At 69.3% G+C, this 26,183-nt stretch carries 22 protein-coding genes; 13 read left to right on the forward strand and 9 right to left on the reverse strand.

The features are described from left to right. Positions 1-32 precede the first annotated feature (32 nt). The gene (locus VHD82_RS12850; RefSeq protein WP_325701729.1) at positions 33-1,268 is read left to right on the forward strand and encodes an alpha/beta hydrolase; all 1,236 of its coding nucleotides are present in this window, start codon (positions 33-35) and stop codon (positions 1,266-1,268) included. On the opposite strand, the gene VHD82_RS12855 is transcribed toward VHD82_RS12850, so the two are convergent. Next, positions 1,244-2,059 (reverse strand): IclR family transcriptional regulator, encoded by an 816-nt coding sequence (locus tag VHD82_RS12855; protein WP_325701732.1) that lies wholly within the window; start codon positions 2,057-2,059, stop codon positions 1,244-1,246. The two genes, VHD82_RS12850 and VHD82_RS12855, sit on opposite strands and share 25 nt — an antisense overlap. 133 nt (positions 2,060-2,192) lie before the next feature. Here VHD82_RS12855 and VHD82_RS12860 point away from each other — a divergent pair, with 133 nt between their 5' ends. From VHD82_RS12860 to VHD82_RS12890, 7 genes are read left to right on the forward strand one after another with little or no spacing between them, the layout of a single operon-like run. Beyond that, positions 2,193-3,476: an ABC transporter substrate-binding protein gene (locus tag VHD82_RS12860; protein ID WP_325702124.1), complete on the forward strand. Its 1,284-nt coding sequence runs from the start codon at positions 2,193-2,195 to the stop codon at positions 3,474-3,476. Positions 3,477-3,488: 12 nt separating this feature from the next. Beyond that, complete coding sequence (locus tag VHD82_RS12865; protein WP_325701735.1) at positions 3,489-4,772, forward strand: ABC transporter substrate-binding protein; 1,284 nt, start codon at positions 3,489-3,491, stop codon at positions 4,770-4,772. Beyond that, entirely contained in the window at positions 4,765-5,493 is a 729-nt protein-coding gene (locus VHD82_RS12870) for an ABC transporter ATP-binding protein (protein WP_325701738.1), read from the forward strand. The genes VHD82_RS12865 and VHD82_RS12870 overlap by 8 nt, the downstream gene beginning before the upstream one ends. Further along, complete coding sequence (locus VHD82_RS12875; protein ID WP_325701741.1) at positions 5,490-6,206, forward strand: ABC transporter ATP-binding protein; 717 nt, start codon at positions 5,490-5,492, stop codon at positions 6,204-6,206. Before VHD82_RS12870 ends, VHD82_RS12875 begins: the two co-directional genes overlap by 4 nt. Then, entirely contained in the window at positions 6,203-7,081 is an 879-nt protein-coding gene (locus VHD82_RS12880) for a branched-chain amino acid ABC transporter permease (protein ID WP_325701744.1), read from the forward strand. Before VHD82_RS12875 ends, VHD82_RS12880 begins: the two co-directional genes overlap by 4 nt. Beyond that, the gene (locus VHD82_RS12885) at positions 7,078-8,052 is read left to right on the forward strand and encodes a branched-chain amino acid ABC transporter permease (protein ID WP_325701747.1); all 975 of its coding nucleotides are present in this window, start codon (positions 7,078-7,080) and stop codon (positions 8,050-8,052) included. Before VHD82_RS12880 ends, VHD82_RS12885 begins: the two co-directional genes overlap by 4 nt. Continuing rightward, complete coding sequence (locus VHD82_RS12890) at positions 8,049-9,503, forward strand: aldehyde dehydrogenase family protein (protein WP_325701750.1); 1,455 nt, start codon at positions 8,049-8,051, stop codon at positions 9,501-9,503. Before VHD82_RS12885 ends, VHD82_RS12890 begins: the two co-directional genes overlap by 4 nt. Here VHD82_RS12890 and VHD82_RS12895 read toward each other — a convergent pair. Continuing rightward, positions 9,500-9,793, reverse strand: a complete 294-nt coding sequence (locus VHD82_RS12895; RefSeq protein WP_325701752.1) for a helix-turn-helix transcriptional regulator — start codon at positions 9,791-9,793, stop codon at positions 9,500-9,502. The two genes, VHD82_RS12890 and VHD82_RS12895, sit on opposite strands and share 4 nt — an antisense overlap. A gap of 66 nt (positions 9,794-9,859) precedes the next feature. On the opposite strand from VHD82_RS12895, the gene VHD82_RS12900 reads away from it, so the two are divergent. Then, positions 9,860-11,239 (forward strand): MFS transporter, encoded by a 1,380-nt coding sequence (locus VHD82_RS12900; RefSeq protein ID WP_325701755.1) that lies wholly within the window; start codon positions 9,860-9,862, stop codon positions 11,237-11,239. 25 nt (positions 11,240-11,264) lie between these two features. Then, a complete protein-coding gene (locus VHD82_RS12905) occupies positions 11,265-11,771 on the forward strand; it encodes a hypothetical protein (protein ID WP_325701758.1) in 507 nt (168 codons plus the stop codon). Here the strand turns inward: VHD82_RS12905 and VHD82_RS12910 are convergent. From VHD82_RS12910 to VHD82_RS12920, 3 genes are read right to left on the reverse strand one after another with little or no spacing between them, the layout of a single operon-like run. After that, on the reverse strand, positions 11,759-12,883 hold the full coding sequence (locus VHD82_RS12910; protein WP_325701761.1) for an SWIM zinc finger family protein: 1,125 nt from the start codon (positions 12,881-12,883) through the stop codon (positions 11,759-11,761). The two genes, VHD82_RS12905 and VHD82_RS12910, sit on opposite strands and share 13 nt — an antisense overlap. Beyond that, entirely contained in the window at positions 12,880-15,588 is a 2,709-nt protein-coding gene (locus VHD82_RS12915) for a DEAD/DEAH box helicase (RefSeq protein WP_325701763.1), read from the reverse strand. The genes VHD82_RS12910 and VHD82_RS12915 overlap by 4 nt, the downstream gene beginning before the upstream one ends. A gap of 29 nt (positions 15,589-15,617) precedes the next feature. Further along, positions 15,618-17,663: an acyl-CoA dehydrogenase gene (locus tag VHD82_RS12920; RefSeq protein ID WP_325701766.1), complete on the reverse strand. Its 2,046-nt coding sequence runs from the start codon at positions 17,661-17,663 to the stop codon at positions 15,618-15,620. Positions 17,664-17,757: 94 nt separating this feature from the next. On the opposite strand from VHD82_RS12920, the gene kstR reads away from it, so the two are divergent. Further along, positions 17,758-18,390, forward strand: a complete 633-nt coding sequence (gene kstR, locus VHD82_RS12925) for a cholesterol catabolism transcriptional regulator KstR (protein WP_325701769.1) — start codon at positions 17,758-17,760, stop codon at positions 18,388-18,390. A 116-nt stretch (positions 18,391-18,506) separates the two neighbouring features. Continuing rightward, entirely contained in the window at positions 18,507-19,448 is a 942-nt protein-coding gene (locus tag VHD82_RS12930; RefSeq protein ID WP_325701771.1) for a hypothetical protein, read from the forward strand. A 66-nt stretch (positions 19,449-19,514) separates the two neighbouring features. On the opposite strand, the gene VHD82_RS12935 is transcribed toward VHD82_RS12930, so the two are convergent. From VHD82_RS12935 to VHD82_RS12945, 3 genes are read right to left on the reverse strand one after another with little or no spacing between them, the layout of a single operon-like run. Beyond that, on the reverse strand, positions 19,515-20,504 hold the full coding sequence (locus VHD82_RS12935) for a TIGR03557 family F420-dependent LLM class oxidoreductase (protein WP_325701773.1): 990 nt from the start codon (positions 20,502-20,504) through the stop codon (positions 19,515-19,517). Positions 20,505-20,541: 37 nt separating this feature from the next. Beyond that, positions 20,542-21,357, reverse strand: coding sequence for an LLM class F420-dependent oxidoreductase (locus VHD82_RS12940; RefSeq protein WP_325701776.1), 816 nt, complete (start codon positions 21,355-21,357; stop codon positions 20,542-20,544). Continuing rightward, on the reverse strand, positions 21,354-22,181 hold the full coding sequence (locus tag VHD82_RS12945; RefSeq protein WP_325701780.1) for an LLM class F420-dependent oxidoreductase: 828 nt from the start codon (positions 22,179-22,181) through the stop codon (positions 21,354-21,356). Before VHD82_RS12945 ends, VHD82_RS12940 begins: the two co-directional genes overlap by 4 nt. 60 nt (positions 22,182-22,241) lie before the next feature. On the opposite strand from VHD82_RS12945, the gene VHD82_RS12950 reads away from it, so the two are divergent. Further along, the gene (locus tag VHD82_RS12950) at positions 22,242-22,889 is read left to right on the forward strand and encodes a class I SAM-dependent methyltransferase (RefSeq protein WP_325701783.1); all 648 of its coding nucleotides are present in this window, start codon (positions 22,242-22,244) and stop codon (positions 22,887-22,889) included. Between the two features lie 10 nt (positions 22,890-22,899). Here the strand turns inward: VHD82_RS12950 and icmF are convergent, their stop codons facing one another. Then, positions 22,900-26,136: a fused isobutyryl-CoA mutase/GTPase IcmF gene (gene icmF / locus VHD82_RS12955; RefSeq protein ID WP_325701786.1), complete on the reverse strand. Its 3,237-nt coding sequence runs from the start codon at positions 26,134-26,136 to the stop codon at positions 22,900-22,902. Positions 26,137-26,183 lie beyond the last annotated feature (47 nt).

Consider the following 26,183-nt stretch of genomic DNA (forward strand, 5'->3'; position numbering starts at 1 on the left):
CCAGCCTAAGCCAGATCGTTACGATCAGTCGTATGCGACCGCGTTTCCTCACCCGTCGGGCGATCCAACTGGCACTGACCGCGAACGCGCTGCGCCCTCCGCGCGGCGAACGGGCCGCGATACCCGCGTTCTTCGCCGGCTGGCTCACCGGGGAGCTGGCGCCGCACCTGCTCGCGCTGACCGCCGCCGACACCGCCGCGCATCTCGCGCGCCACGGCGCACGCAGCCGGTCGGACCGGGTCGCGCTCGGGCTGTCCGCGCTTTCCGCCGCCGGCCTCGGCGCGCTCGTCGTCAACTCGCAGCGGGCGCGCGGAAAGGTCGAGCAGGCGCTGGCCGAGGCGCTCGGGCCGCGCTACATCGAAGACCTCTCCCGCCCGCCGGACCCGAACGACCTGGCCACCCCGTGGGGGCAGCTGGTCTTCCCCTTCCGGATGCACAGCCCCGACGTCCGCCGCGACCGCAACGTCGCGTACGCGCCCGGCGGCAAACGGTTCCTGATGGACATCTACCGCCCGAAGGAACCCGTCGAGGGCAGGCCGGTGCTGCTGCAGATCCACGGCGGCGCCTGGATGATCGACAGCAAGGACCACCAGGGCATCCCGCTGATGCAGCACATGGCCCAGCGCGGCTGGGTGTGCGTGGCGATCAACTACCCGCTCTCGCCGAAGGCGCGCTGGCCCGAGCACATCGTCGCGATCAAGCGCGCGGTCGCCTGGATCCGGGACAACATCGCCGGGTACGGTGGCGATCCGACGTTCCTCGCCGCCACCGGCGGTTCCGCGGGCGGACACCTCGCCGCGCTGCTCGCGCTGACCGCCAACGACGCCTCGCTGCAGCCCGGGTTCGCCGAAGCCGACACCACGATCCAGGCCTGCGCACCGCATTACGGGGTCTACGACTTCGCCGCCACCAGCGGTTCACCCGCCAGCGAGTACCGCCTCAAGACGTTGCTGGCCCGTTACGTGGTCGGCAAGGACCCGGTGGAACACCTCGACGAATACATCGCGGCCTCCCCGTTGGACCGCGTCAACGAAAAGGCGCCGCCGTTCTTCGTGATCCACGGCGAGAACGACACGATGGTCCCGGTGCCCGAAGCCCGCGAATTCGTCCGGCGGTTACGGGAGACCTCGCCGAATCCGGTCGCGTACGCGGAATTGCCGGGGGCACAGCACGCGTTCGACGTCTTCCCGTCCATTCGAAGCGCACACGTCGTGCGCGGGGTGGAACGATTCCTGGAATGGGCCTACCTCCGTTCGCTGGCCGAATAACCCATTCTCCGGGAAATCTCGCCCGCCGTACGGCGGAGCGAACTCTCCAGCCTGCGCACGATCGAATCCATCGACGCGTGCCAGATCGACAAATGCACCGCGATGTTCACGGCCGCGACCACATCGCCGAAACCGTCCCGCACCGGGACGGCCAGCGAGCGCAGCCCTGGCGCGAGTTCCTCGTCGTTGACCGCGAGGCCGGTCTGGCGCACCCGGTTCAGCGCCGCCAGTAACGCTTCCCGCGCGGTCAGCGTGTTCGGGCCGCGGCGCGCGAGATCGATCCGGTCCAGTAGCGCGCGCAGTTCGTCGGGCTCCTGGAAAGCCAGCAGCACCTTGCCCATCGCCGTGCAGTACACCGGCAGCCGCGATCCCACGTGCAGGTTGAGGTCTATGCCGAAACGGCCTTCGCGCGCGCTGCGGCAGCGCTGGATGTAGAGGATCTCGATGCCGTCGAGCAAGGCGAGACTCACCGCGTAGCCGGTCTCGTCCGACAGCGCTTGCAGATGGGGCGCGGCGACCCGGGTGATCTCCATCGAGTTGATCGCCGCGAAGCCGAGATCGACCACCCTGGGCCCGAGCCGGTACTTCCGGGTGCACGGATCCTGTTGCAGGTAACCGAGATTCGTCAGCGTCGACAGGTACCGGTGAGTGGTGCTCTTGTTCAGCCCGACCGCGCGGGCCAGATCGACCGCGCCGAGCACCGGGCGTGCTTCGCCGAACGAGGCGAGGATGGCGAGGCCGCGTTCGAGCGACTGGGACTGACCGCGGGGATTCGGTTCCGTGGTGGGCATCGACGACCCCAATCGGGATTCGAGCGCGGCTCGGGTTCCGCATACTCGAACCGAAGTATTGACAGTCCGGCCCCCTGGCGCAATGCTGCACGCCCTCGAAGCCACCTGCGACGACGGAGGTGCCGCCGTGCCGATGCAACCTGCCTCCAGACGGACGTTCCTACGGCAGACCGGCGCGGGCGTCGCCGGTCTGATGCTCGCCGGATGCTCTTCGGGGCTGGGGAATTCCTCCGGTGGCGACAAGATCACGATCGGTTTCGTCAGCCCGCGCACCGGATCCACCGCCGGCTTCGGCGAGCCCGACGGGTACGTGCTGGACCTGGCGCGCAAGGCGTTCGCGAACGGGTTGCCACTCGGCGGAAAAACCTACGCCGTCGAGATCGTGGACAAGGACAGCCAGTCGAATCCGCAGCGCAGCGCGCAGGTGACCAACGACCTGATCAACTCTGCCGGTGTCGATCTCGTACTCGCCACCTCCACGCCGGAAACGGTGAACCCCGCCTCCGACGCCTGCGAAGCGGCGGGCGTGCCCTGTATTTCGACCAATACCCCTTGGGAGGCCTGGTATTTCGGCCGGGGCGCGAAGGAGGGCCAGCCCTCGCCGTTCAAGTACACCTACCACTTCTCGTTCGGCGTCGAGCAGTTCCACAAGACCTACGCGACGCTGTGGCCGCAGGTGCCGACGAACCGGAAGGTCGGCGTGATGTGGCCGAACGACGCCGACGGCAACGCCATCCGCCAGTCGCTTGGACCACTGCTCACCCAATCCGGCTACACGATCGTCGACCCCGGCGCGTACACCGACGGCACGAACGACTACTCATCGCAGATCGCCCGCTTCAAGGCCGAAAACTGCGAAATCTTCAACACCTTCCCGATCCCGCCCGACTTCGCGACGTTCTGGCAGCAGGCCGCGCAACAGGGCTACAAACCGAAAATCGCGCAGATCGCCAAGACCGGCCTGTTCGCCTCCCAGGTGGAAGCGCTAGGGCCGTTGGGAATCAACGTCGCCGGCGGTACCTACTGGGCGCCGACGTGGCCGTACAAGTCCGCGGTCACCGGGCTTACCGCGCAACAGCTCGGTGACGGATACACCGCGGCGACCGGCAAGCAGTGGAACCAGCAGCTCGGGCCCAGTATGGCGTTGTTCGACGTTGGCGTGGCCGCGTTGCGGGCGAGCGCGAACCCGAAGGACAAGGCGGGCCTGGCGAAAACGGTGAGCACGCTGAAGACCGACAGCTCGATCGGCCCGGTCGCGTGGGGCGGCGGGCCGGTGCCGAACGTGGTCGCGACGCCGATCGTCGGCGGGCAGTGGATCAAATCCGCGGGCGGGCGGTTCCCGCTGGAGTTCGTCATCTGCGAGAACTCGACCGATCCGGACGTGCCGATCGCGGCGAAGCTCATCCCCTACTCCTGACGGAGGTATCCGGTGGCCACTGTTTCCCGAAGAACCCTGCTCCAGGCCGGGGCGGGGCTCGCGATGGCAGGCCCGCTCGCGGCGTGTTCCTCCGGGCTGGGCGGTTCCGCCGGCGGTGACAAGATCACGATCGGCTTCGTCAGCCCGCGCACCGGATCCACCGCCGGCTTCGGCGAACCCGACGGCTATGTGCTCGACCAGGCGCGGAAGGCGCTGGCGAACGGCCTGCAGCTGGCCGGGAAGAGCTACCGCGTCGAGATCGTGGACAAGGACAGCCAGTCCAACCCACAGCGCAGCGCGCAGGTGACCAACGACCTGATCAACTCCAGTGGCGTCGATCTCGTGCTGACCACCTCGACGCCGGAAACCGTGAACCCCGCCTCCGACGCCTGCGAGGCGGCCGGGGTGCCGTGCATTTCCACGATCGTCCCTTGGGAGGCCTGGTATTTCGGGCGGGGTGCCAAGGAAGGGGAACCCTCGCCGTTCAAGTACACCTACCACTTCTCCTTCGGCGTGGAGCAGTTCCACAAGCAGTACACCTCGTTGTGGTCACAGGTCCCGACGAACAAGAAGGTCGGCGTCATGTGGCCCAACGACGCCGACGGCAACGCCATCCGCAAATCACTCGGCCCGCTGCTGAGCCAGTCCGGTTACACGATCGTCGACCCCGGCGCGTATACCGACGGCACGAACGATTTCTCGTCGCAGATCGCCCGGTTCAAGGCGGAGAACTGCGAAGTGTTCAACACCTTCCCGCTGCCACCGGACTTCGCCACGTTCTGGCAGCAGGCCGCACAACAGGGCTACAAACCGAAAATCGCGCAGATCGCCAAGACCGGGCTGTTCGTTTCGCAGGTGGAGGCCCTGGGCCCGTCCGCGGTCGGGCTCGCGGGCGGCACCTACTGGTCGCCGACTTTCCCTTACCGCGCAACGCTGACCGGTGTCACGTCACAACAGCTGGGCGACGGGTACACCGCGGCCACCGGCAAGCAGTGGAACCAGCAGCTCGGGCCGAGTACCGCGTTGTTCGACGTCGCCGTCGCCGCGCTGAAGGCCACCGCGAACCCGAAGGACAAGGCGGGGCTGGCGAAAACGATCAGCACCGTCTCGGCGGACACTACGCTCGGCAAGATCGCCTTCGGCACCGGTCCGGTGCCGAACGTGGTACCGATCGGGGTGCACGGCGGGCAGTGGCGCAAGGCGACCGGCGGCCCGTTCCAGCTGGAGTTCCTCATCTGCGAGAACTCCAACGACCCGAACGTGCCGACAGCGACGAAACTGCGGCCCTATGCCTGAGCCCGTCATCGAAGCCCTGGGCGCGAGCAGGAGATTCGGCGAGCTGGCCGCTCTGTCCGAAGTGGACTTCGCGGTCGACGCCGGCGAAGCTGTCGGCGTGGTCGGGCCCAACGGCGCGGGAAAGACCACGCTTTTGTCGGTGCTCGCGGGTACACTCAAACCCAACGACGGCGAGGTGCGGTTCCGGGGCGAGGACGTCACCCGGTTGCGTGCGGATCGCCGTTGTCGCAGAGGAATCGCGCGGGCGTATCAGATACCGCGGCCCTTCGGTGGGATGACGGTCCTGGAGAACGTCATCGTCGGCGCCACCCACGGGGCGGGACTACGAGGACAGGTGGCGCATCGGCGCGCCATCGAAACGCTCGAACAGTGCGCGCTGACCGAGCTGGCGAACAGGCGCGCCGAGAGCCTGGGATTACTGCATCGCAAACGGATGGAGCTGGCACGCGCCCTGGCAACCGGGCCGGCGGTGTTGTTGCTGGACGAGATCGGCGGCGGGCTGACCGACGCCGAAGCCGAGGAACTGGTGGCCACGATCCGGCAGCTGCACGCGGGCGGCGTCGCGATCGTGTGGATCGAGCACATCGTGCACGTGCTGGTGCAGGTGGTGAGCCGGCTGATGTGCATGAACGCGGGCCGGATCATCGCCGACGGCCCGCCCGGCGAGGTGCTCAAGGACGCTTCGGTGATCGACGCCTATCTGGGTCGGAGGGCGGCATGAGCGCGCTGCTTTCCGTGACGGAGCTCGACGTGCACCACGGTTTGCTGCACGCCGTCCGGTCCGTCTCGCTCACCGTGGCCGAGGGCGAACGGCTGGCGCTGGTCGGTGCCAATGGTGCCGGGAAGACGACACTGCTGCGGTCCATCGCCGGCGCGAAACAGGCAACACACGGAACGATTCGACTGGAAGAGGAGGTGATCACGGCACAGCCGGCACACAAACGCGTCCGGCTGGGGATAGCGCTGGTACCCGAGGGCCGCAAACTGTTCCCGGACCTGACGGTGGAGGAGAACCTGCTGGTCGCCACCCGGCACCGTCGCGCCGGGCCGTGGACGGTCGACGGGGTGCTCGACGTTTTCCCCATGCTGCGCAAGCTGCGCTCACGTCGAGCGTCCACTTTGTCCGGTGGTGAACAGCAGGCGACCGCGATCGGCCGCGCGCTGATGACGAACCCGAGGTTGCTGCTGCTGGACGAGGTCTCGCTCGGCCTGGCGCCACAGGCTGTCGACGCCGTGTACGAGTGCCTGGCGACGTTGCTCGCCGAGGGTGCCACGGTCGTGCTCGTGGAGCAGGATCTGGCGCGGGCGCTGAAGGTCGCGGACCGCGTGGTGTGCCTGTTGGAGGGCCGGGTGGTACTCGACGAACCCGCCGCCGACGTCAGCCGCGAACAGGTGACAGAGGCGTACTTCGGCCTGCGCGGGAGGTCGGCATGACGTGGGTCAATGCCGTCATCCAGGGCATCGCGCTCGGCGGGCTGTACGCGTTGCTCGCCTGTGGCCTGTCCCTGATGTTCGGGGTCATGCGCATCATCAACCTGGCGCACGGTGACATCGCGGTGCTCAGCGCGTTCATCGTGTGGGTGGTCGCCAACCAGTGGCACGTCTCGCCGTTCGTCGCGGTGCTGCCCGTGCTGCCGGTGATGCTGGTCCTCGGCTACCTCCTGCAACTGACGCTGCTCGGCCGGAGCCTGCGCGCCGGTATGCTGGTGCCGCTGCTGACCACGTTCGGGCTGGCGATCGTCATCCAGAACGCGCTGCTGCAGATCTTCTCGCCGGACGTGCGCTCGCTCGGCCCGATGGCGGGCGGCATCGTGACGGCGAGCTGGCGGATCAGCGGCAGTCTCGCGATCCCGGTGCTCGGGATCGTGGTGCTGGCGGTCGCGGTCGTGGTGCTCGGCGGGCTCCAGCTGTTCCTGCGGCGGACGCCGCTCGGCCGCGAGATGCGGGCCACGGCGCAGGACCAGGACACGGCACAACTGGTCGGGGTCAACGCGAAAGCGGTGTACGCCAGGGCGACCGCGATCGCGGTCGCGACGGCCGCACTCGCCGGCGTGTTCTACGCGATCCGGACGACCTTCGACCCGTCCAGCGGGCCGACGCAGCTGATCTTCGCGTTCGAAGCGGTCGTGATCGGCGGTTTCGGGTCCCTGTGGGGAACCCTGCTCGGCGGGATAGCGCTCGGGATCGCACAGGCGATCGGTGCGGCGATCGACCCGCAGTACGCGATCCTGGCCGGGCACATCGTGTTCCTGGCGGTGCTGGCTTCCCCGCGTGGCGGGCTGCTCGCGGCGAAGGAGACGGCGCAATGACCACGTACGCGGTGCGCCGGTGGACAGGCGTCTCCCGGATCTCCTCGGTGCTGTTGCTGGTGCTGGTACTCGTGCTCGTCGCGGTGCCGTACGGGATGTCGGGTTACGTGGTGCAGCAGCTGACCTCGCTGTTCATCCTGGTGATCCTGGCGGCGATGTGGAACACCCTCGCCGGGTACGGCGGGCTGGTTTCGGTCGGGCAGCAGGCGTATATCGGCATCGGCGCCTACGCGACGGTGTTGCTCACCCGCGAGCAGATCACGCCGTACCTGGCGATGGTGCTGGCGGCGGTGATCGCCGCGGTCATCGCGCTGCCCACGTCCCTGCTCGTGCTGCGGTTGCATGGCGGGCAGTTCGCGATCGGTACCTGGGTCGTGGCGGAGACGTTCGCGTTGCTGGTGACGCTGAACCAGACCCTGGGCGGCGGCACCGGGACGTCGTTGCTGGGGCTGAACCAGTACGACCCCGACTACCGGCGCGCGTACACCTATTGGCTGGCGCTGGCCTTCACGGTGCTGATGCTGGGCATCGTGTTCGTGCTGCTGCGCAGCCGGACAGGCCCGGCGCTGCAGGCGATCCGGGACGACGAGGAAGCGGCGGGCTCGCTCGGCGTACGCGTGCTGCCCGCGAAGCGCCTGTTGTTCGTCATCGCCGCGTTCGGCTGCGGGGCGGCGGGCGCGCTGACGGTGGCGAACTCGCTGTACATCCAGCCACAGTCGATCTTCGGCGTGCAGTGGACCGCGTACATGATCTTCATGGTGCTGGTCGGCGGGATCGGCACGTTCGAGGGCCCGCTGATCGGCGCGATCGTGTTCTTCGTGGTGCAGAACCTGTTCGCCGACTACGGCGCCTGGTACCTGATCGGGCTGGGCGCGGTGGCGATCCTGTTCGCGCTGGTGCTGCCGCGCGGGCTGTGGGGCATCGCGCGGGTGCAGCTGCTGCCGCTCGGGCATCGGCTGGTCCGGAAGTGACCGCACTGCGGCAGTTCATCGGCGGGCGCTGGCTGGAATCCAGTGGCGGGCGCACGTTCGAGGATCTGGATCCGTGGACCGGCAACGTGATCGCCCGCGTACCGGCGGGCGACGCGCACGACGCGCGGCTGGCGGTCGAAGCCGCGCACGCCGCGTTCGCGAACTGGACCCGCACCAGCCCCGGCACGCGGCAGGAGATCTTTCTCCGCGCCGCGGATGTGCTGCGTCGCCGTCGAGAGGAGATCATGGACCTGCTCGCCGCGGAGACGGGCTGCGGGCACGCGTTCGGCTCGATCCAGCTGGACTTCGTGCTTTCCTTGCTGCGTCAGGCATCCGGCGCGGGATACGCGGCGGTCGGGCAGGTAATCCCCTCGGACGAGCCGGATGCGTTCGCGATGGCGGTGCGGCATCCGGTAGGCGTGGTGGCGGCGATCGCACCGTGGAACGCCGCGCTGGTGCTGTCGTGCCGGGCGATCGCGGCGCCGTTGGTGTTGGGGAACACGGTGGTGCTCAAGCCTTCCGAAGAATCACCGTGGGTCGGTGGCCTGCTGTGGGCGGAGATCTTCGAGGAGGCCGGGCTCCCGCCGGGAGTGCTCAACGTGGTGACGCACGCGCGCGGCGAGGCCGGGGCGATCGGGCAGGAGCTGATCGCGCATCCGTGGGTGCGGCGGATCAACTTCACCGGCTCGACGGTGACCGGCAGGCGGCTCGCGGAGGCGGCGGGCCGGCACCTGAAGCGGATGGTGCTGGAGCTGGGCGGGCAGAACCCGCTGATCATCCTCGCCGACGCGGACGTGACGTACGCGGTGGACGCGGCGGCCTACGGTTCGTTCCTGCACCAGGGGCAGATCTGCATGTGCGCGCGGCGGATCTTCGTGGAACGCCCGCTGGCGGCGGAGTTCCTCGACAGGTTCGCCGTCAAGACCGCCGCTTTGCCTTACGGGGACCCGAAAGACCGGCGCACGGTGATCGGCCCGCTGATCAACGACCACGCGCTGCGGACGGTGGCCCGCCGGGTGGACGAGGCGGTGGCGAGCGGGGCGCGGGTGCTCGCGGGCGGAACGGCGACAGGACCGTGTTACCCGGCGACGCTGATCGTGGACGTGCCACCGGAAACGGAGCTGGCGCGGCACGAGACGTTCGGGCCGGTGGTGATCGCGGACGTGGTGGACAGCGCCGAGGAAGCGCTTTCCCACGCCAACGATTCGCGCTACGGGCTCACCGCGGGCGTGCTCACCGGCGATCCGGAACGCGGGCTGGCGCTGGCGAACAGGCTGGAGGCCGGCATCGTGCACGTCAACGACCAGCCCATCCACGACGAGCCGCAGATGCCGTTCGGCGGGGTGAAGGACAGCGGCTGGGGCCGGTTCGGGGTGACGTTCGCGATGGAGGAGTTCACCGAGATGCGCTGGGTGACCCTCGCCGGTGGCCCCCGCTCCTTCCCGTTCTAACGCAGGATCGCGTTCAGCAGCCCGGGAAAAGCCTCGTCGATCTCGTCCTCCCGGAGCACGTTGAGCGCCTGGCCGCCGTCGCGATGGGTGGCGATGATGCCTGCCTCGCGGAGGATCTTGAAGTGGTGGCTGAGCGTGTTCTTGGCCACCGTGGTGTCGAACCGGCCGCACGCGATCGCCGTGCCGGAGCGGCTGAGCTGGCGGACGAGGTCCAGGCGCACGGGATCCGCGAGCGCGCGCAGCACGCTCGTCACCTCGAGCCGGGCCGGGGCCTGTGGCGGGGACGACATCATCGGCACCTCATGGATCTCAGTTTAGACCTGTTCGATGGTCATCGAAACCCTTAGAGTTGTTCCATGACTATCGAACACCGTCGCGGTGTCGTGGCGCTCGCGCTGGTCGCCGCCTTCATGGTCTTCGTCGACGGCACGATCGTGAACCTCGCACTGGCCCAACTGGCCTCGCACCTGCACGCTTCGCGCCCGGAGCTGGAATGGGCCGTCAACGCCTACACGCTGACCTTCGCCGCGGTGATGCTCGGCGCCGGCGCGTTGGCGGACACTCTCGGCGCGAAGCGGGCCTTCGTCACCGGCCTTGTCGTGTTCACCGCCTCGTCTGCGGTCTGCGCGGTGGCCGGTTCGATGCTCGTGCTGAACCTCGCCCGGCTGGCGCAGGGGGTGGGCTCCGCGCTGCTGCTGCCCAGCGCGCTGATTCTGGCCACCGCGGCCGCGAGCGACGAGCAGTCGCGGCATCGGCTGGTCGGCTGGTGGGCCGCGGCCGGAGGCGTCGGCATGGCGGCCGGACCGTTGCTCGGCGGCGCGCTCGTCGCCCTCGCGGACTGGCGCGCGGTCTTCGCGGTCAACGTGGTGATCGGGATTCCGGCCATCGTCTGGAGCCTCCGCTCGATGCCTGCCGTGCCACGCCGGGACCGCCGCCTCGACCTCGCCGGCATGAGCACCGCGACCGTGGTGATCGGCGGCCTGGTGTTCGCGCTGATCGAAGCCCCGGCCCAGGGCTGGCACAGCCCCGCGGTCCTCATCGCGGGCGCACTGGTGGTCGCCGGGGGCATCGGTTTCGTACTGGCCGAACGAACGGCGAAGGCGCCGCTGCTTCCGGTGCGCGTCTATGCCGATCGCAGGTTCTCCGGGACCGCCGCGCAAGGGGCGCTGTTCAATTTCGCGTTCTACGGCCTGTTGTTCGCGATGGGCCTGCTGTTCCAGCAGAGCCGCGGACTCGGCCCGTTGGCCAGCGGGCTGCTGTTCCTGCCGCTGACCGGGCTGATCTCGGCCGGCACCCTGTCCGCGGCGCCGCTCGCACAACGCCTCGGCCGCCGGACCGTTCTCGGGATCGGCCAGACGGCGCTGGCGCTCACCCTGCTCGGGGTGGCCTGGGCGAGCACCTCGTCCTCGCTCTGGCCACTGGTTTTCGCTTTGATACCAGCCGGATTCAGCTCCGGCCTGCTGGTCTCGACGATGACTTCACAATCCATCTCCACCGTCGAGCCCACCCTGCACGGTGCGGCGTCCGCCGTCTTCAACACCTCCCGGCAGGTCGGTGCCGCCATCGGCGTCGCCACCTTCGGCCCGCTGCTCGGGGCGGGCGGCGGGTTCGTCACCTGCCTGATCGTGGGCGCCGCCGCGACCGCGGCCGCACTCGCGATCACGTTCCTGATGCGCCAGGCCACCGTGGCGAAGGCCCAGCCGGTCCCGGATTTTCCTTGCCACGCAAGGGGATGAGCAAGATCGTTTAAGCTCTGCCCCCGTGACGACCCTGTTGATCTACGCCGGACCCGGCGACGCGGCCGGGGACGGCACCAGGACCGGCGGACTGCCGCTGGTGCCTTCGGGTTTCACCTGGCCCCACTGCGGTTCCTGCGACGCTCCGCTGCAGTTCACCGCACAGGTGCGGGTCGGACCGGTCATCGCGGTGTTCCACTGCCGGCACGAAAGCCGCGCGTTCCGCTTCGCCGCGGACCGGTTGAGCGGACCGGCCGCGGCGCCGGGCGCGGTGCTGTCGGACGTCTCCGCGGTGCGCTTCGTGGAGGCGCCAGGGAACTACGCCCAGGCTCGCGACGCGTGGCCCCGCCGGCGGGATGTGCTGGGACAGCTGGGCGGTTCGCCCGTGTGGCTGCGGGGCGAACAAATTCCGGACTGCCCCGCCTGCGGCACGGCGATGGCATTCGTCGCGCAACTCGAAGTGGACGGCGGCTGCGCGTACGTCTTCACCTGCCGGCCCTGCGCGGAGGCCGCCTGCTGCTACCAGTGCTGACCGGAGGAAAGCGCGTCCAGCGGACGCGGGTAACCGGGCCCGGCGGGAAGCCAGCCGTCGGACGTGGGAGTGAACAGATACCAGCGTTCATCCCGGCCGATCCGGAGCTGGAGATCGCCACGGGTGACCCTGTTGCGCCAGACCTTCGTCTCCCCGGGCGATTCGTCGAGCGCGGCGCGCGCCTCGGCCAGCGCGATACCCGGCGGCTGCCACGACTCGCGCAACACCGCGAGGCCACCACGGCCCGCCACCGCCCAGGCGGACGCCCACCGACGCAGCTCGGCGGCCGGCATCCCCGCCGCCGCGGCAAGATTCGCGACCTCGCCACGGGCCGCCCGACGGGCCAGATCTTCTTGCGGGGAAAGGGAAAACTCGTCCTCCCCGGTCAGCAGCCCACACGCCAGGGCCGCCGCGGCCGACGCCAGCTCCGACAACGCCTCGACCCGCAGCCCCGAACCGGACGGCGGCTCCGTCAGCACGGCAGAAGGGCCTGGAGCCGACGGCGCCGCCGGCAACGACGGAACCGGCGAAGGCTTGCGCGCGAAGGCATCCCGGGGCGCCAAACCCTCCACCACCGGCACGTCCCGCACCGGGGCGGACGTCCGGCGCCGCGCCCGCAGCTCCTGCAACAACGGCTCCCGCGCACGGCCCCGCAACAGGAAAAGCACGAACGGATCGGCATCCACCTCGTCCGCCACGAGGTAACAGACCGCGGCGGAATGTTTGCACGGATCGGCCGAGTCCGGGCAGGAACACCGTGGCCGCAGGTCGCCAGGCCCCGGCAGCAGCTCCCCGGCCAGCTCCTCCGGCAACTCCCCGTCCAGCAGCGCGGCCGCGTGCCCGAGCCGGCCCACGATCTCGTCGAGCAGACTCTCCCATTGTGCCTCGGAAAACAGCTGCACCCGGATGGTGACCCGGTACGGCACCGACCGGCTGCCCCGCACCCATGCCCGCACCTCGCCCGCCGTCACGTCGAGCGCGCTCACCCGCCCCTTGCGCGCGTACGTCCGCCCGCGCGGCAACCGGTTCGGGTCCAGTTTCGCGCGGCCTTCGAGCGCCTCCGCCCAAGCCCGGCCCCACCAGGTCAGGCCGAAGTTCCGGCGCGGCGTCACGACTGCCCCAGCCGCACCAGATCGGCCAGCGCGTCGTCGGACAGCTCGGTGATCCAGTCCTCACCCGCGCCGACCACGGCTTCAGTGAGCCCGCGCTTGCTTTCCAGCACGGCCGCGATCCGCTCTTCGAGGGTGCCCTCGGCGATCAGCCGGTGCACCTGCACCGGACGGTCCTGGCCGATCCGGTACGCCCGGTCGGTGGCCTGGTCCTCGACCGCCGGGTTCCACCACCGGTCGTAGTGGATCACGTGGGTGGCCCGGGTGAGGTTCAGCCCGACCCCGCCTGCCTTGAGGGACAACAGGAACACCGGCACGTCCCCGCACTGGAACCGCTCGACCAGCTCCTCGCGGCGGCGCGGCGACGTGGCCCCGGACAGCAGCTCCACCGGCAGCCCGCGCTCGCCGAGCCGCGCGGCCAGCAGCTTGCACAGCTGCACGTACTGGCTGAACACGAGCACGCTCTCGCCTTCGTCGAGGATCACGTCCAGCAGCTCCTCGAAGGCCGCGAGCTTGCCCGAACGGCCTGGCAGCGGCCCGTCCTGTTTCAGGTACTGCGCCGGGTGGTTGCAGATCTGCTTCAACTCGGTCAGCAGCTTCAGCACCTGCCCACGGCGCTGCACCCCCTTCGCCTCGCGGATCACCGCCAGGTTCTCCCGCACTACCGCCTCGTACAGCGTGGCCTGCTCGGTGGTGAGCGGGACGAACCTGTCCGTCTCCGTCTTGCCGGGCAGCTCCGGCGCGATGTCCGGGTCGCTTTTCCGGCGGCGCAACAAGAACGGGCGCACGGTGGCCGCGAGCCGCTCGGTGCCGGCCCGGTCCCGGTCACGTTCCACCGGCCGCGCGACCGTGCGCCGGAAATGCTCCAGCGTGCCGAGCAGACCCGGCGTCGTCCAGTCCAAAATGGACCACAACTCGGTGAGCCTGTTCTCCATCGGGGTGCCGGTGAGCGCGACCCGCGCCCGCGACGGGATCTTCCGGAGTTCCTTCGCCGTCGCCGAAAGCGGGTTCTTCACGTGCTGCGCCTCGTCCGCCGCGAGCAGCCCCCAGCCGACCTCCGCCAGCGCCTCCCTGTCCCGGCGCAGCACCCCGTACGTCGCGAGCACCACCTCGTCCGGCGCGACCTCGTCGAGATGCCGCGAACCGCCGTGGAACCGCCGCACCGGCACGCCCGGCGCGAACTTCGTGAACTCGCGTTCCCAGTTGCCCAGCAACGAAGTGGGGCACAGCACGAGCGTCGGCCCGGTGCCCAGCCGGTGCAGATGCAGCGCGATCAGCTGGATCGTCTTGCCCAGCCCCATGTCGTCGGCCAGGATCCCGCCGAGGCCCAGCTCGGTCATCTTCGCCAGCCAGCCGAGCCCGGTCCGCTGGTACGGCCGCAGCGTGGCCTGCAGCCGCGGCGACGGCACCACTTCCGTCGCGTCCGCCGCCTGCACCCGCTCCAGCAAACCGGTCAACGCCGGCGGCGGCGCGAATTCCAGCTGCTCCCCGTCGACCTCCAGCGTGCCGGTCGACGCCGCCGCCAGCGCCTCCGCCGCTGTCATGGAACGGCCCCGGTGGCGCAGCTTGGCCAGCATGCCCGGATCGACCCGCACCCACTGACCGCGCAACCGGACCATCGGCCGCTTCGCCTCCGCGAGCGCCGTGACCTCCTCCTCGGTCAGGTCCTGCCCGCCGATGCTGAGCTGCCAGCGGAACTTCAGCAGATCGGTCAGCCGGAAAACTTCGCCGCCCTCGCTGCCGGGCGACGGGGTGGCCCCCGCCTTCACCCGCACGTCGTCGGCGAACATTCCCTTGGGCCACAACACTTCCACGCCCGAACGGCGCAGCGAACCGCCGAGCAGCTCGACCACTTCGTCGTCACTGAACGCCAGCTCGCTCGGCGTGGCCGCCTCAAGGGCGCGCTTCAACGGCGGCCACGCCTTCGCACCGCGCCGCAGGCCCAGCAACAGCTGCGCCCCGACCTGCTCACCGAGGCGGGACAACACCGCGTCCGGCGCGTCCCACAGCGTTGCCGCGTCGATCACCAGGCTCGGGTCGGACACGCTGCGCAGCGCGAGCACGCCGGCGAACGTCTCGTCCTCGCGGATCTCCATCCGCAGCATCAGCTGCGCCCCGGCGGGCTGCTGCGCGTCAAGCCACTCGATGTCCGCCGCGTCCAGCAGGGTGGGCTCGGGGGCGGCGAAGGCCGTGCCCCCGGCGGCCATCCGCGCGGCCGGCGTGCGCACCAGCACGTCCGCGGTGCCGTCCCACAGCGCGCGGATCAGCGTCTCCGGGGAGTGCAGCCGGATCTTCTTCAAACCCGACAACGGCAGCGCGTGCGCCTCCGGCGGCAACGCGGCCGCGAGATCACGCAACAACGCCTCGTCCGCTGTCTCCAGCGGGCCGACCCGCCACGCGTCCAGCCCGCCCGGCGTGGCCGCGGGCAGCACCCGGCCGCGCGCGATCAGGTTCAGCGCCGCCCGCACCGCGGCCGAGAACGCGGCGATCGCCGGGCTCGCCTCGCCGACCGCGAGCAATCCCGGAATGGCCTCGGACAGCGGCAGCACCCGAGCGTCCACTTTGCTGCGACGGAAGGCTTTTCCCCTGGGCAGCACGAGTTCGATCGGACTGTCCCCCGGCACGTCGTCGCCCCACAGCGCGAGCACACCGGCGCGCGGCGGGTCCGAAGGCACGAAGATCGCCCGGGTGTCGGGGGTCAGTTCCACAGGGCCACGATACGAGCCCCCACCGACAACTAGCGCGGCAGACCGAGCAGCCGTTCCGCCACCACGTTGCGCAGGATCTGGGTGCTGCCGCCGGCGATGCTCAGGCACCTCGTCAGCAGGAACTCGTGCTGGGCCTGGGCGTCGACCACCCCGGACGGGCCACACAGGTCGAGCGCCGCCTCCGCCACGGCCTGCCGGTGCGCGACGCCGAGCAGCTTGCGGACACTGGATTCCGGCCCCGGATCCTGCCCCGCGAGCCGCTTCTCGGTGGCCCGCAGGTCCAGCAGCGCACACGCCGAACCCTCGGTGACCAGCGCACCGAGCCGCTCCAGCTCCACCGGCTCCGGCTCCAGCCCGTCGAGCAGCTTCTCCACGCCTTCGCCGACCGACGAGCCGCTGCCCATCGCCACCCGCTCGTTGGCCAGCGTGGTGATGGCCAGCCGCCAGCCGCGGTCGACCTCGCCGACCACCAGTTCGTCGGGCACGAACACGTTCTCCAGGAACACCTCGTTGAACACCGCGTCACCGGTGATCTCCCGCAGCGGCCGGATCTCGATCCCCGCCGAGCGCATGTCGACGAGGAAGTACGTGATCCCCTTGTGTTTCGGCGCGTCCGGGTCGGTGCGGGCGAGACAGATCCCCCAGTCGGCGTCCCTGGCCAGTGACGTCCACACCTTCTGCCCGGACAACGACCAGCCACCGTCCACTTTGGTCGCTCTGGTGCGCAGCGAGGCGAGGTCCGAGCCCGCGCCCGGCTCGCTGAACAGCTGGCACCACACGATGTCGCCACGCAGGGTCGCGCCGACGAAACGCTCGCGCTGTGCTTCCGTGCCGTGTTCCAGGATCGTCGGTGCGGCCCACGCGCCGATCACGAGATCGGGCCGCTGCACCCCGGCACGCTGGAGTTCCGCGTCGATCACGAGCTGCTGCGCAGCGTCGGCGTCGAGCCCGTACGGACGCGGCCAATGCGGCATGAGGTACCCGGTTTCGGCAAGTTTCGCGCGCTGCTCGTCCGGCGGCAGCGCGGCGATTTCGGTTGCCGTGGCACGGATTTCCGGGTCTTCGGCGATCTCGATGTCGAGCCTGCGCCGCACCCCGGAGATCGCGAGTTCCGCCGCGCGCCGCCGCCAGTGCCCCGAACCGCCGAGCAGCTGCCGCAGCGAAACCGCGCGCCGGAGGTACAAATGCGCGTCGTGCTCCCAGGTGTAGCCGATGCCGCCCAGCACCTGAATACAGTCCTTCGCGTTGTCCACCGCGGCATCGAGCGCTCCAGCCGCGGCAACGGCGGCGGCCAGCGGATGCCCTGGCGCCCGCGCCGCGTCCCACGCCAGCGCCGACGCCTTTTCCGCGCGGCACAGCATTTCCGCGCAGATGTGTTTGATGGCCTGGAAAGAACCGATGGGCGCGCCGAACTGCTCGCGCACCTTCGCGTACTCGCTCGCGGTGCGCACGCACCAGTCCGCGATGCCCGACGCCTCCGCGGCGGCCAGCGTGGCGGCGAGTTCCCGCACCGGCGGGTCGTCCAGCACGAACTCGGCGGGCACCTCGGCCCCATCGAGATCGAGGAACCCGATCCCACGGGAGAAATCCAGCGGCGAAGCCTCTTCGACCGGGCGCGGTGGCAACAGGAACCACACTGCCCGCCCATCGAGGTCCGCCGCCAGCAGAAGGTACGTCGAGTCGTCCGCCTCCAGCACCGGCCCGGTGCGCCCGGTCAGCGAGAGCCCGTTCGGCGTGCGGGTGGCCTTCACCTCGCCCGGCCCGAACGCGACCGCCACCTGCGCCCGCCCTTCGGCCAGTGCGGGCCCGAGTTCGGTGGCCGGCGCCGATTCCGGTTGCCTGGCCAGCACCAGCCCGGCGAGCGCCGTGCCGAACACCGGCCCCGGCGCCAGCGCGACGGCCGCTTCTTCCAGTCCCGCCGCGAGATCGACGACGGTGCCGCCGACGCCGCCGAGTTCCTCGGGCAGGGCGACCGCGAACAGGCCGAGCCCGGCCAGTTCGCCTCGCCGGCCGCCTGCCCAGGACCGGATCGAATCCGCCAGCGCCCGCTGCTCCGGAGTAACCGCGATGACCATGCACACCACTATAGAACGTGTTTCAGTTTTTCCGAAGGAAGGCCGTTAGGTAAGGTACGCGTAGACAGTGGAACAAGTTTCGGGCAGGGGTCCAATGGCCGGTAAGGCGAAGGCATCAACGCAGAGCAAGAACGGCGTGGCCGGGGACGAGCTGGGCTCCGCCGCGCAGCGGGACCGGCGGCGCCGCATCATCGACGCCACCCTGGCACTGGCCTCGAAGGGCGGGTACGACGCGGTGCAGATGCGCGCCGTGGCCGAGAAGGCCGACGTCGCGCTGGGCACCCTCTACCGCTACTTCCCATCCAAGATCCACCTGCTGGTCTCCGGTCTGGCCAGGGAGTTCGAGCGCGCCAAGGAGAAGATCGAGCGTAGCGCCATCCCCGGCGAGACCCCGGTGGAACGGCTGATCTTCGTGCTCACCCGCAACACCAGGATGATGCAGCGGGACCCACATCTGACCGAGGCGATGGTGCGCGCGTTCATGTTCGCCGACACCACCGCGGCGGCCGAGGTGGAGCAGGTCGGGCAGCTGATGGAGGAGATGTTCGGCAAGGCGATGCGGATCGAGAAGCCGACGCCGCACGACCGCGCGGTCTTCCACCTCATCGCCGACGTGTGGATGGCCAACCTCGTGGCCTGGGTCACTCGGCGCGCCTCGGCGGCGGACGTGGCCGAGCGCCTGGAGCTGTCCGTGCACCTCCTGCTCGACAGCCCCGCTGCGGAATGACACCTGTGCATCACCGTTGGTGATCCTGGCTGTGGATTCCCTGTCAACGACCTGAGGGTTGTCTGTAGATCGGGAAAAACCGCAACAACGGCGGAGGTTGCGAGCGTTTATGGATCATGAAGCGCTCCGCGGCCGCGAATGCCGTACTCGGTGCCGTGGCCATGGGCGCGGCGATAATGCTGGTCGTTTCGGTCAGCCGGGACTCCGGTGCGGTGACCACCGCCAGCGTCGCCGTCGCGGCACCGGCGCCGTCGACCGCCTCACCGAGCACGACACTCGCCACGCAGTCCACCCACACGCCCACCCCGTCCCCCACGCCCGCGATCTCCGCCGAGCAGGGCCGGGCGATCGCCGAAGCGGTGCAGGCGGCGGCCCGTAAGACGGTGTCCAGCGCCAAGGTGGGCCTGGAGGTGTACGACAGGCAGACCGATGCCGTGGTCACCAGCGCCAACACCGAGACCCAGTTCTCCAGCATGTCGGTGGTGAAGCTGCTGATCGCGATCGACATCCTGGCGCGCGACGACTGGGCGCTGCCCTCGGAGTCCACCCAGCAGCGGATCACCAGAATGCTGAGCATGTCCGACGACGCGATAGCCAGCTCGTTCTGGGTTTCCGACGGTGGGCAGTCGATCATCACCAGGGACGTCAAGCTGATGGGCCTCACCGACACCACCGCCCCACGCACCGCCGGCGAGTGGGGCGACACGAAGATCACCGCCGCGGACATGGTGACCGTGTACCGCTACCTCGAGGACAAGGTGCCCCAGCCCGCGCACGACCTGCTGTACAACGCGATGTTCCACGCGTCCTCCACCGGGGCGGACGGCACCAACCAGTACTTCGGCATCCCGAATGGCCTGCCCGGCACCACGTGGGCCATCAAGCAGGGCTGGGGCAGCAGCGGCTCCACGGCGTACTACAACACCACCGGTCTCGTCGGGAAGGACGCGCGCTACGTGGTGATCGTGCTGTCGTCCGGCTCGCTCGGCAGCTACAGCTCGATGCCGAAGGCACTGACCAACGCCACCGCACAGCTGGCCCCGATCTTCGCCGCATAAGCCGCACAACCCCAACGAAAAAGAGCGCCCGCACCCACACGGATGCGAACGCCCTTCCCGAAAAACTCACCCATGCAGCTTCGGCAGCACCTCGCTGCCGAACACCTGCAGGAACTCCTTTTGGTTCCGCCCCACGTTGTGGATGTAGATCCGGTTGAACCCGGCGTCCACGTAGCGCTGCAGCGAAGCCCGGTGCACGTCGGGGTCGGACGAGATGACCATCCGGCCCTCGAAGTCCTCGGCGCGCACGAGCTTGGCCATCTGCGCGAAGTCGAACGGCGAGCGGACATCGGCCTTCGGGAACTTCATCCCGCCGTTGGGCCACTGGTCCATCGCGTTGGCCAGCGCCTCCTCCTCGGTCGGCGCCCACGACAGGTGCACCTGCAGCAGCTTCGGCATCGAGTCCGGGTCCTTGCCGGCCTTCTTCGCGCCCTGGCTGAAGTTGTCGACGATGCCCTGCAGCTTCTCGATCGCCGCGCCCGGCGTGATCAGGCCGTCGGCCAGTTCGCCGGTTTTGCGCGAGGTGTACGGGCCCGCCGAGGCGATATACACCGGCGGCGGGGTGTCCGGCAGGGTCCACAGCCGCGTGGTGTGCAACTTGAAGAACTCGCCGGAATGCTTGACATCCTTGCCGGTGAACAGTTTCCGGATGATCTCCAGCGCCTCGAACATGCGCCGCACCCGCTCGGGCGCCTCCGGCCAGTACCCGCCGATGATGTGCTCGTTGAGCGCCTCACCGGAACCGATGCCCAGCCACGTCCGCCCGGGGTAGGTCGCCTCCAGCGTGGCCGCCGCCTGCGCGACCATCGCCGGGTGCAGCCGGAAGGACGGGCACGTCACCCCCGGGCCCAGGTCACCGGTGGTGTTCTCGGCCAGCGAAGCCAGCACGCTCCACACGAACGAAGCCTCGCCCTGCTGCGGTACCCACGGCTGGAAATGGTCCGCCGCCATCTGCCCGGAGAATCCGTGCTGTTCACCCAGCGCGGCCAGCTCGATGGATTCGCGCGGGGAGAACTGCTCCAGCGCCGCCGCCAATCCGATCTGAACGTCACTCACGACCTCATCAACCTTTCTGAAGTGCGATATCTGCAACCTACCGGTAAGCCTCGACGAGTGCCGCGAACTCGTCGAGGCGCCGCAGCGTCCTCTCGGCGGGTTCCGGCGGGATGGCCAGCGTCACCCGCTCCGCGCCGGCCTCGGCATACGCCGCCAAGACCCGCGGATCCGGCCTTGCCGACGTCGCGGTGACCGGCAGCCCGGAACCGCCCAGCTGCGCGAACTGCGCGGGAACCGCGGCCGGGTCGGGCAGCGCGTTCGGCAGCCAGCCGTCCCCCAGCCGGTTCGCCCGCGCCGCGGCCACGTCGCTGTTGCCACCGATATAGATCGGCAGCACGCCGTACGGCTTGGGCCACGCGAAGATCGGATCGAAGTCGACGTACTTGCCGTGGAACTCCGCCTGCTCCTTCGTCCAGATCTCGCGCAGCGCCCGGATCTGCTCGTCCATCAGCGCTCCCCGGGTGCGCGGGTCGGTGCCGTGGTTGCGCATCTCCTCGCGGTTCCAGCCCACCCCGACGCCGTAGATCACCCGGCCACCGGAGATGAGGCTGAGGCTCGCCACGGAGTTCGCCGTGTGGATCACATCCCGCTGGATCAGCAGGCTGATCCCGGTGCCCAGGGTCAGCGTCGAGGTCACCGACGCCGCGGCCGCCAGCGCCACGAACGGATCCGCCGCCCGGTAGTAGGGCCGGCCCAGCTCGCCCCCGGCCGGATACGGCGTCTCCCTGTTGACCGGGATGTGCGAGTGCTCGGCGAGGAACAGGGACTCGAAGCCGCGCTCCTCCAGCGCTTTCGCCAGCGCGGCCGGCGCCATGCCCTCGTCGGTGACGAACGTGGTGATCCCGAGTTTCACAGGCCCCTCGCCAGTTCGGTGAGCTCGTCCAGTGCGGTGAGCGTCTCGGACTCCGGGCGGGTGGGCAGCATGAAGGTCACCCGGTCGACCCCGGCCTCCGCGTACTGCTCCAGCCGCGCGCGGTCCCGGCCGGCACCGAAGATGGTGAACGGCACGTCGGGACGACCGTTTTCGGCGAGCCACGAACGGACCCGGCGCAGCTCGGCCACGTCGGTGCCTTCGCGCGGCAGCCAGCCGTCGCAGTGCTTGAGCAGCCTGTCGAGCGCCGCCGGACTCTCGCCACCCACGTAGATCGGCGGATGCGGCCGCTGCACCGGTTTCGGCCACGCGAAGATCGGGTCGAAGTCGATGTGCTTACCGTGGAACTCGGCCTCGTCCTGGGTCCAGATCGCCTTCAGCGCCTCGATCTGCTCGTTGATCAGCGCGCCCCGGGTGCGCGGATCGGTGCCGTGGTTGCGCATCTCCTCGCGGTTCCAGCCGACGCCGACGCCGAAGATCACCCGGCCGTTCGAGATCATGTCCAGGCTGGCGACCTCGTTCGCGGTGTGGATGACATCGCGCTGCACCAGCAGCGCCACCCCGGTGGCCAGCAGCAGGTGGTCGGTCACCGACGCGGCGGCGGCGAGCGTCACGAACGGGTCGAGCGTGCGGTAGTACTTCCGCGGCAGGTCAGTGCCGCCCGGATACGGGCTCTCCCGGCTCGCCGGGATGTGCGAATGCTCGGCGAGGAACAGCGAGTCGAAACCCCGCTCCTCCAGCGCCCTGCCCAGGGCAGCGGGCCTGATGCCGTCGTCGGTCACGAACGTGGATATTCCGAACTTCATATGACCGCGCAACTCCCCTGGCGGACCGCGTATTCCCCGCGAAGGCGCTACCCTCGCTGGGTGAGCGCACCTGACCTCGATTTCGACCAGGTTTACCGCGAGTCACCGGTCATCCCCTGGGTGATCGGCGAACCCCAGCCACTGCTGGTCGCTCTGGAAGCCGCCGGCGAGTTCCGCGGCGACGTGCTCGACGTCGGCTGCGGCCCCGGCGACAACGCGATTTTCCTTGCCGGCCGCGGCTATCACGTCACCGGCGTCGACGGCTCGCCCACCGCGATCGAACGCGCCAAGGCGAAAACGGACGAAGTGGAATTCGTGATCGCGGACGCCACCCGCCTCGACGGTTTCGAGGACAGCTTCGACACGGTGCTCGACAGCGCGCTGTACCACTGCCTGGACGACGACGAGCAGCGCGCGTACGTGGCGGCGCTGCACCGCGCCTGCCGCTCCGGCGCCACGGTGCACGTGTTCTGCCAGGCCGAACAGCTCGCCGGCATGCCTGGCCCGCGGGTGATCTCGGCGGAGAACCTGCGCTCGACCTTCGCCGATGGCTGGCGGATCACCCGGCTGCAGCGGGCGTCCTACACCACGTCGATGACCGAGCAGCTGCTCGCGCAGATCCACCCGGACGCCGTGGGGAAGGTGCCCTTGGACGAGCGCGGGCGGTTCCTGATGCCGGTTTGGCAGCTGACCGCGGTCCGGGACTAGTCCGGCCGGACTAGATGTTGCGCCGATACTGGCCACCCACCTCGAAGAACGCGTCGGTGATCTGACCCAGCGAGCACACCCGTGCCGCGTCCATCAGGACTCCGAACAGGTTCTCGTCCCGGGTGGCCGCCTCGCGCAGTGCCTTGAGCGCCTGCTGTGCCTCGGCCTGGTTGCGCTGCTGGAAGTCCGCGAGGCGCTCCAGCTGGGACTGCTTCTCGCCCTCCGTGGCGCGCGCCAGCTCGACCTCGATCTCGTCGTCCTCCGGGTGCGGGTTGCGGAAGGTGTTCACGCCCACGATCGGCAGCGTGCCCTCGTGCTTGAGCCGTTCGTAGAGCATCGACTCGTCCTGGATCTTGCCGCGCTGGTAACCGGTCTCCATCGCGCCCAGCACCCCGCCGCGCTCGGCGATCCGGTCGAACTCGGTGAGCACGGCCTCCTCGACCAGATCGGTCAGCTCGTCGATGATGAACGAGCCCTGCAGCGGGTTCTCGTTGCCGGACAGGCCCCATTCCTTGTTGATGATCATCTGGATGGCCATCGCGCGGCGCACCGAGTTCTCGCTCGGCGTGGTGATCGCCTCGTCGAACGCGTTGGTGTGCAAGGAGTTCGCGTTGTCATACAGCGCGCACAGGGCCTGCAGGGTGGTCCGGATGTCGTTGAAGCTCATCTCCTGCGCATGCAGCGAACGACCGGAGGTCTGCACGTGGTACTTGAGCTTCTGCGAGCGTTCGTTCGCCCCGTAGCGCTCCTTCATCGCGGTGGCCCAGATCCGCCGCGCGACCCGGCCGAGCACCGAGTACTCCGCGTCCATTCCGTTGGAGAAGAAGAACGACAGGTTCGGCGCGAACTCGTCGATGTCCATCCCCCGCGCGAGATACGACTCGACGTAGGTGAAGCCGTTGGCGAGGGTGAACGCCAGCTGCGAAATCGGGTTCGCCCCGGCTTCGGCGATGTGGTAGCCGGAAATCGAGACCGAGTAGAAGTTCCGCACCCCGTGCTCGATGAACCATTCCTGGATGTCGGCCATCATCCGCAGGCTGAACTCGGTGGAGAAGATGCAGGTGTTCTGCCCCTGGTCCTCCTTGAGGATGTCCGCCTGCACCGTGCCGCGCACGTTGCGCAGCGTCCACTCGCGCAGCTCCGCGGCCTCCTCCGGCGAGGGCTCCCGACCGTGTTCTTCCTTGAAGGCGGCCATTTTCTGCTCGATCGCGGTGTTCAGGAAGAACGCCAGGATCGTCGGCGCCGGACCGTTGATCGTCATCGACACCGAGGTGTTCGGCGCGGTCAGGTCGAACCCGTCGTAGAGGACCTGCATGTCCTCCAGCGTCGCGATCGAGACCCCGGAGGTGCCCACCTTGCCGTAGATGTCGGGCCGGGTGCCCGGGTCACGCCCGTACAGCGTCACCGAGTCGAACGCGGTGGACAGGCGCTTGGCCTCGGAATCCGCGGACAGGTACTTGAACCGCCGGTTGGTGCGGAACGCGTCGCCCTCGCCCGCGAACATCCGGGCCGGGTCCTCGCCCTCCCGCTTGAACGGGAAAACCCCGGCGGTGTAAGGGAAATACCCGGGCAGGTGCTCGCGGCGGAGGAACGAAACGAGCTCGCCGCTGTCGGTGTAGCGCGGCAGGGCGACGCGCGGGATCTTGTTGCCCGACAACGTATCCCGCCACAGCTTGGTGCGCAGTTCCTTGTCCCGCACCTTGAAGACGAGCTCCTCGCCGCGGTAGGACTCGGAAAGCTCCGCCCAGTGCGCCAGCAGCTGCCGTGTCCCTTCGTCCACCCGCGACTCGGCCTCGGCGAGCAGCTCGCCGATCGCCTCGGTGTCCGCGTTCACCTTCTCCAGCGCGCGCTTCGCCGCCGCCAGCTGGTCGCGCTCGCGGACAGCTTCGGCCTGCTCACGCGTGTGCTCGTGGTAGCCGCGCACGGTGTCGGAGATGTCGGCGAGGTAGCGGGTGCGGGAGCTCGGGATGATCGTGCCCGCACCGGTGGACACCTTGCCCTCGATCTGCGGCAGCGTGCCCGCCGACACCGAAAGACCGCGCTGCGCAAGGGAATCCCGCAGATACTGGTACAGCGCGGTGACCCCGTCATCGTTGAACTTGGCGGCGCTCGTACCGAACACCGGCATGTCGTCGGGAGAAGCGCCGAACTCCTCACGGTTGCGCACCAGCTGCCGGGCGACGTCGCGGCGCGCGTCCTCGGCGCCACGGCGCTCGAACTTGTTGATGGCCACCACGTCGGCGAAGTCGAGCATGTCGATCTTCTCCAGCTGCGACGCGGCGCCGAACTCCGGCGTCATCACGTACAGCGAGGTGTCGACGTAGTCCACGATGCCCGCGTCACCCTGGCCGATGCCGGGCGTCTCCACGATCACCAGGTCATAGCCCGCCGCCTTACAGGCCAGGATCGACTCCTGCAGCCCCGTCGGGATCTCGCCGCTCTTCGTGCGCGTCGCCAGCGAACGGAAGTACACCGGCGAGCCTTCGAGGCTGTTCATCCTGATCCGGTCACCCAGCAACGCGCCCCCGCCGCGGCGGCGCGTCGGGTCCACCGCCAGTACCGCGATCCGCACCTTGTCCTGCTGGTCGAGCCGGAACCGGCGGACCAGTTCGTCGGTGAGTGAGGATTTGCCCGATCCGCCGGTGCCGGTGATGCCCAGCACCGGAACGGTCCGCTTGCCCGCGGTCTCGGTGATCGCGTCCAGCCAGTCCTGCGGCAGCTGCCCGGCCTGCAGCCGCGTGATCGTGCGGGCCAGCGCCGGCACGTCCCCCGAGAGCAGCTGGTCGACCGAACCCGCCTGCTCCGCCGCGAGATCGGTGTCGCAGGCTTCGATCATCAGGTTGATCATCCCGGGCAGGCCGAGCTCCATCCCGTCCTCCGGGGAGAAGATCCGCGCCACGCCACGGGAATGCAGCAGGTCGATCTCCTCGCGGACGATGACCCCGCCGCCACCGCCGAAAACCTTGATGTGCCCGGCCCCGCGCTCGCGCAACAGCTCCACCAGGTAGCTGAAGTACTCGACGTGGCCGCCCTGATAGGCGCTGATCGCGACGCCCTGGACGTCCTCGGCGATCGCGGCCGTGGCGACCTCGTCCACGGAACGGTTGTGCCCCAGGTGCACGACCTCCGCACCCTGCGCCTGCAGGATGCGGCGCATGATGTTGATGGAGGCGTCGTGCCCGTCGAACAGACTCGACGCCGTCACGAACCGGACCGGGTGGACGGCCTTGTGCAGTGGAGCGTTCATAGCTCCAAAATACTCGGACTTCCTACTATTTTAAACCCGAGCATCCA

It is taken from the genome of Amycolatopsis sp., from assembly GCF_035546795.1.
GTDB lineage: Bacteria > Actinomycetota > Actinomycetes > Mycobacteriales > Pseudonocardiaceae > Amycolatopsis_E.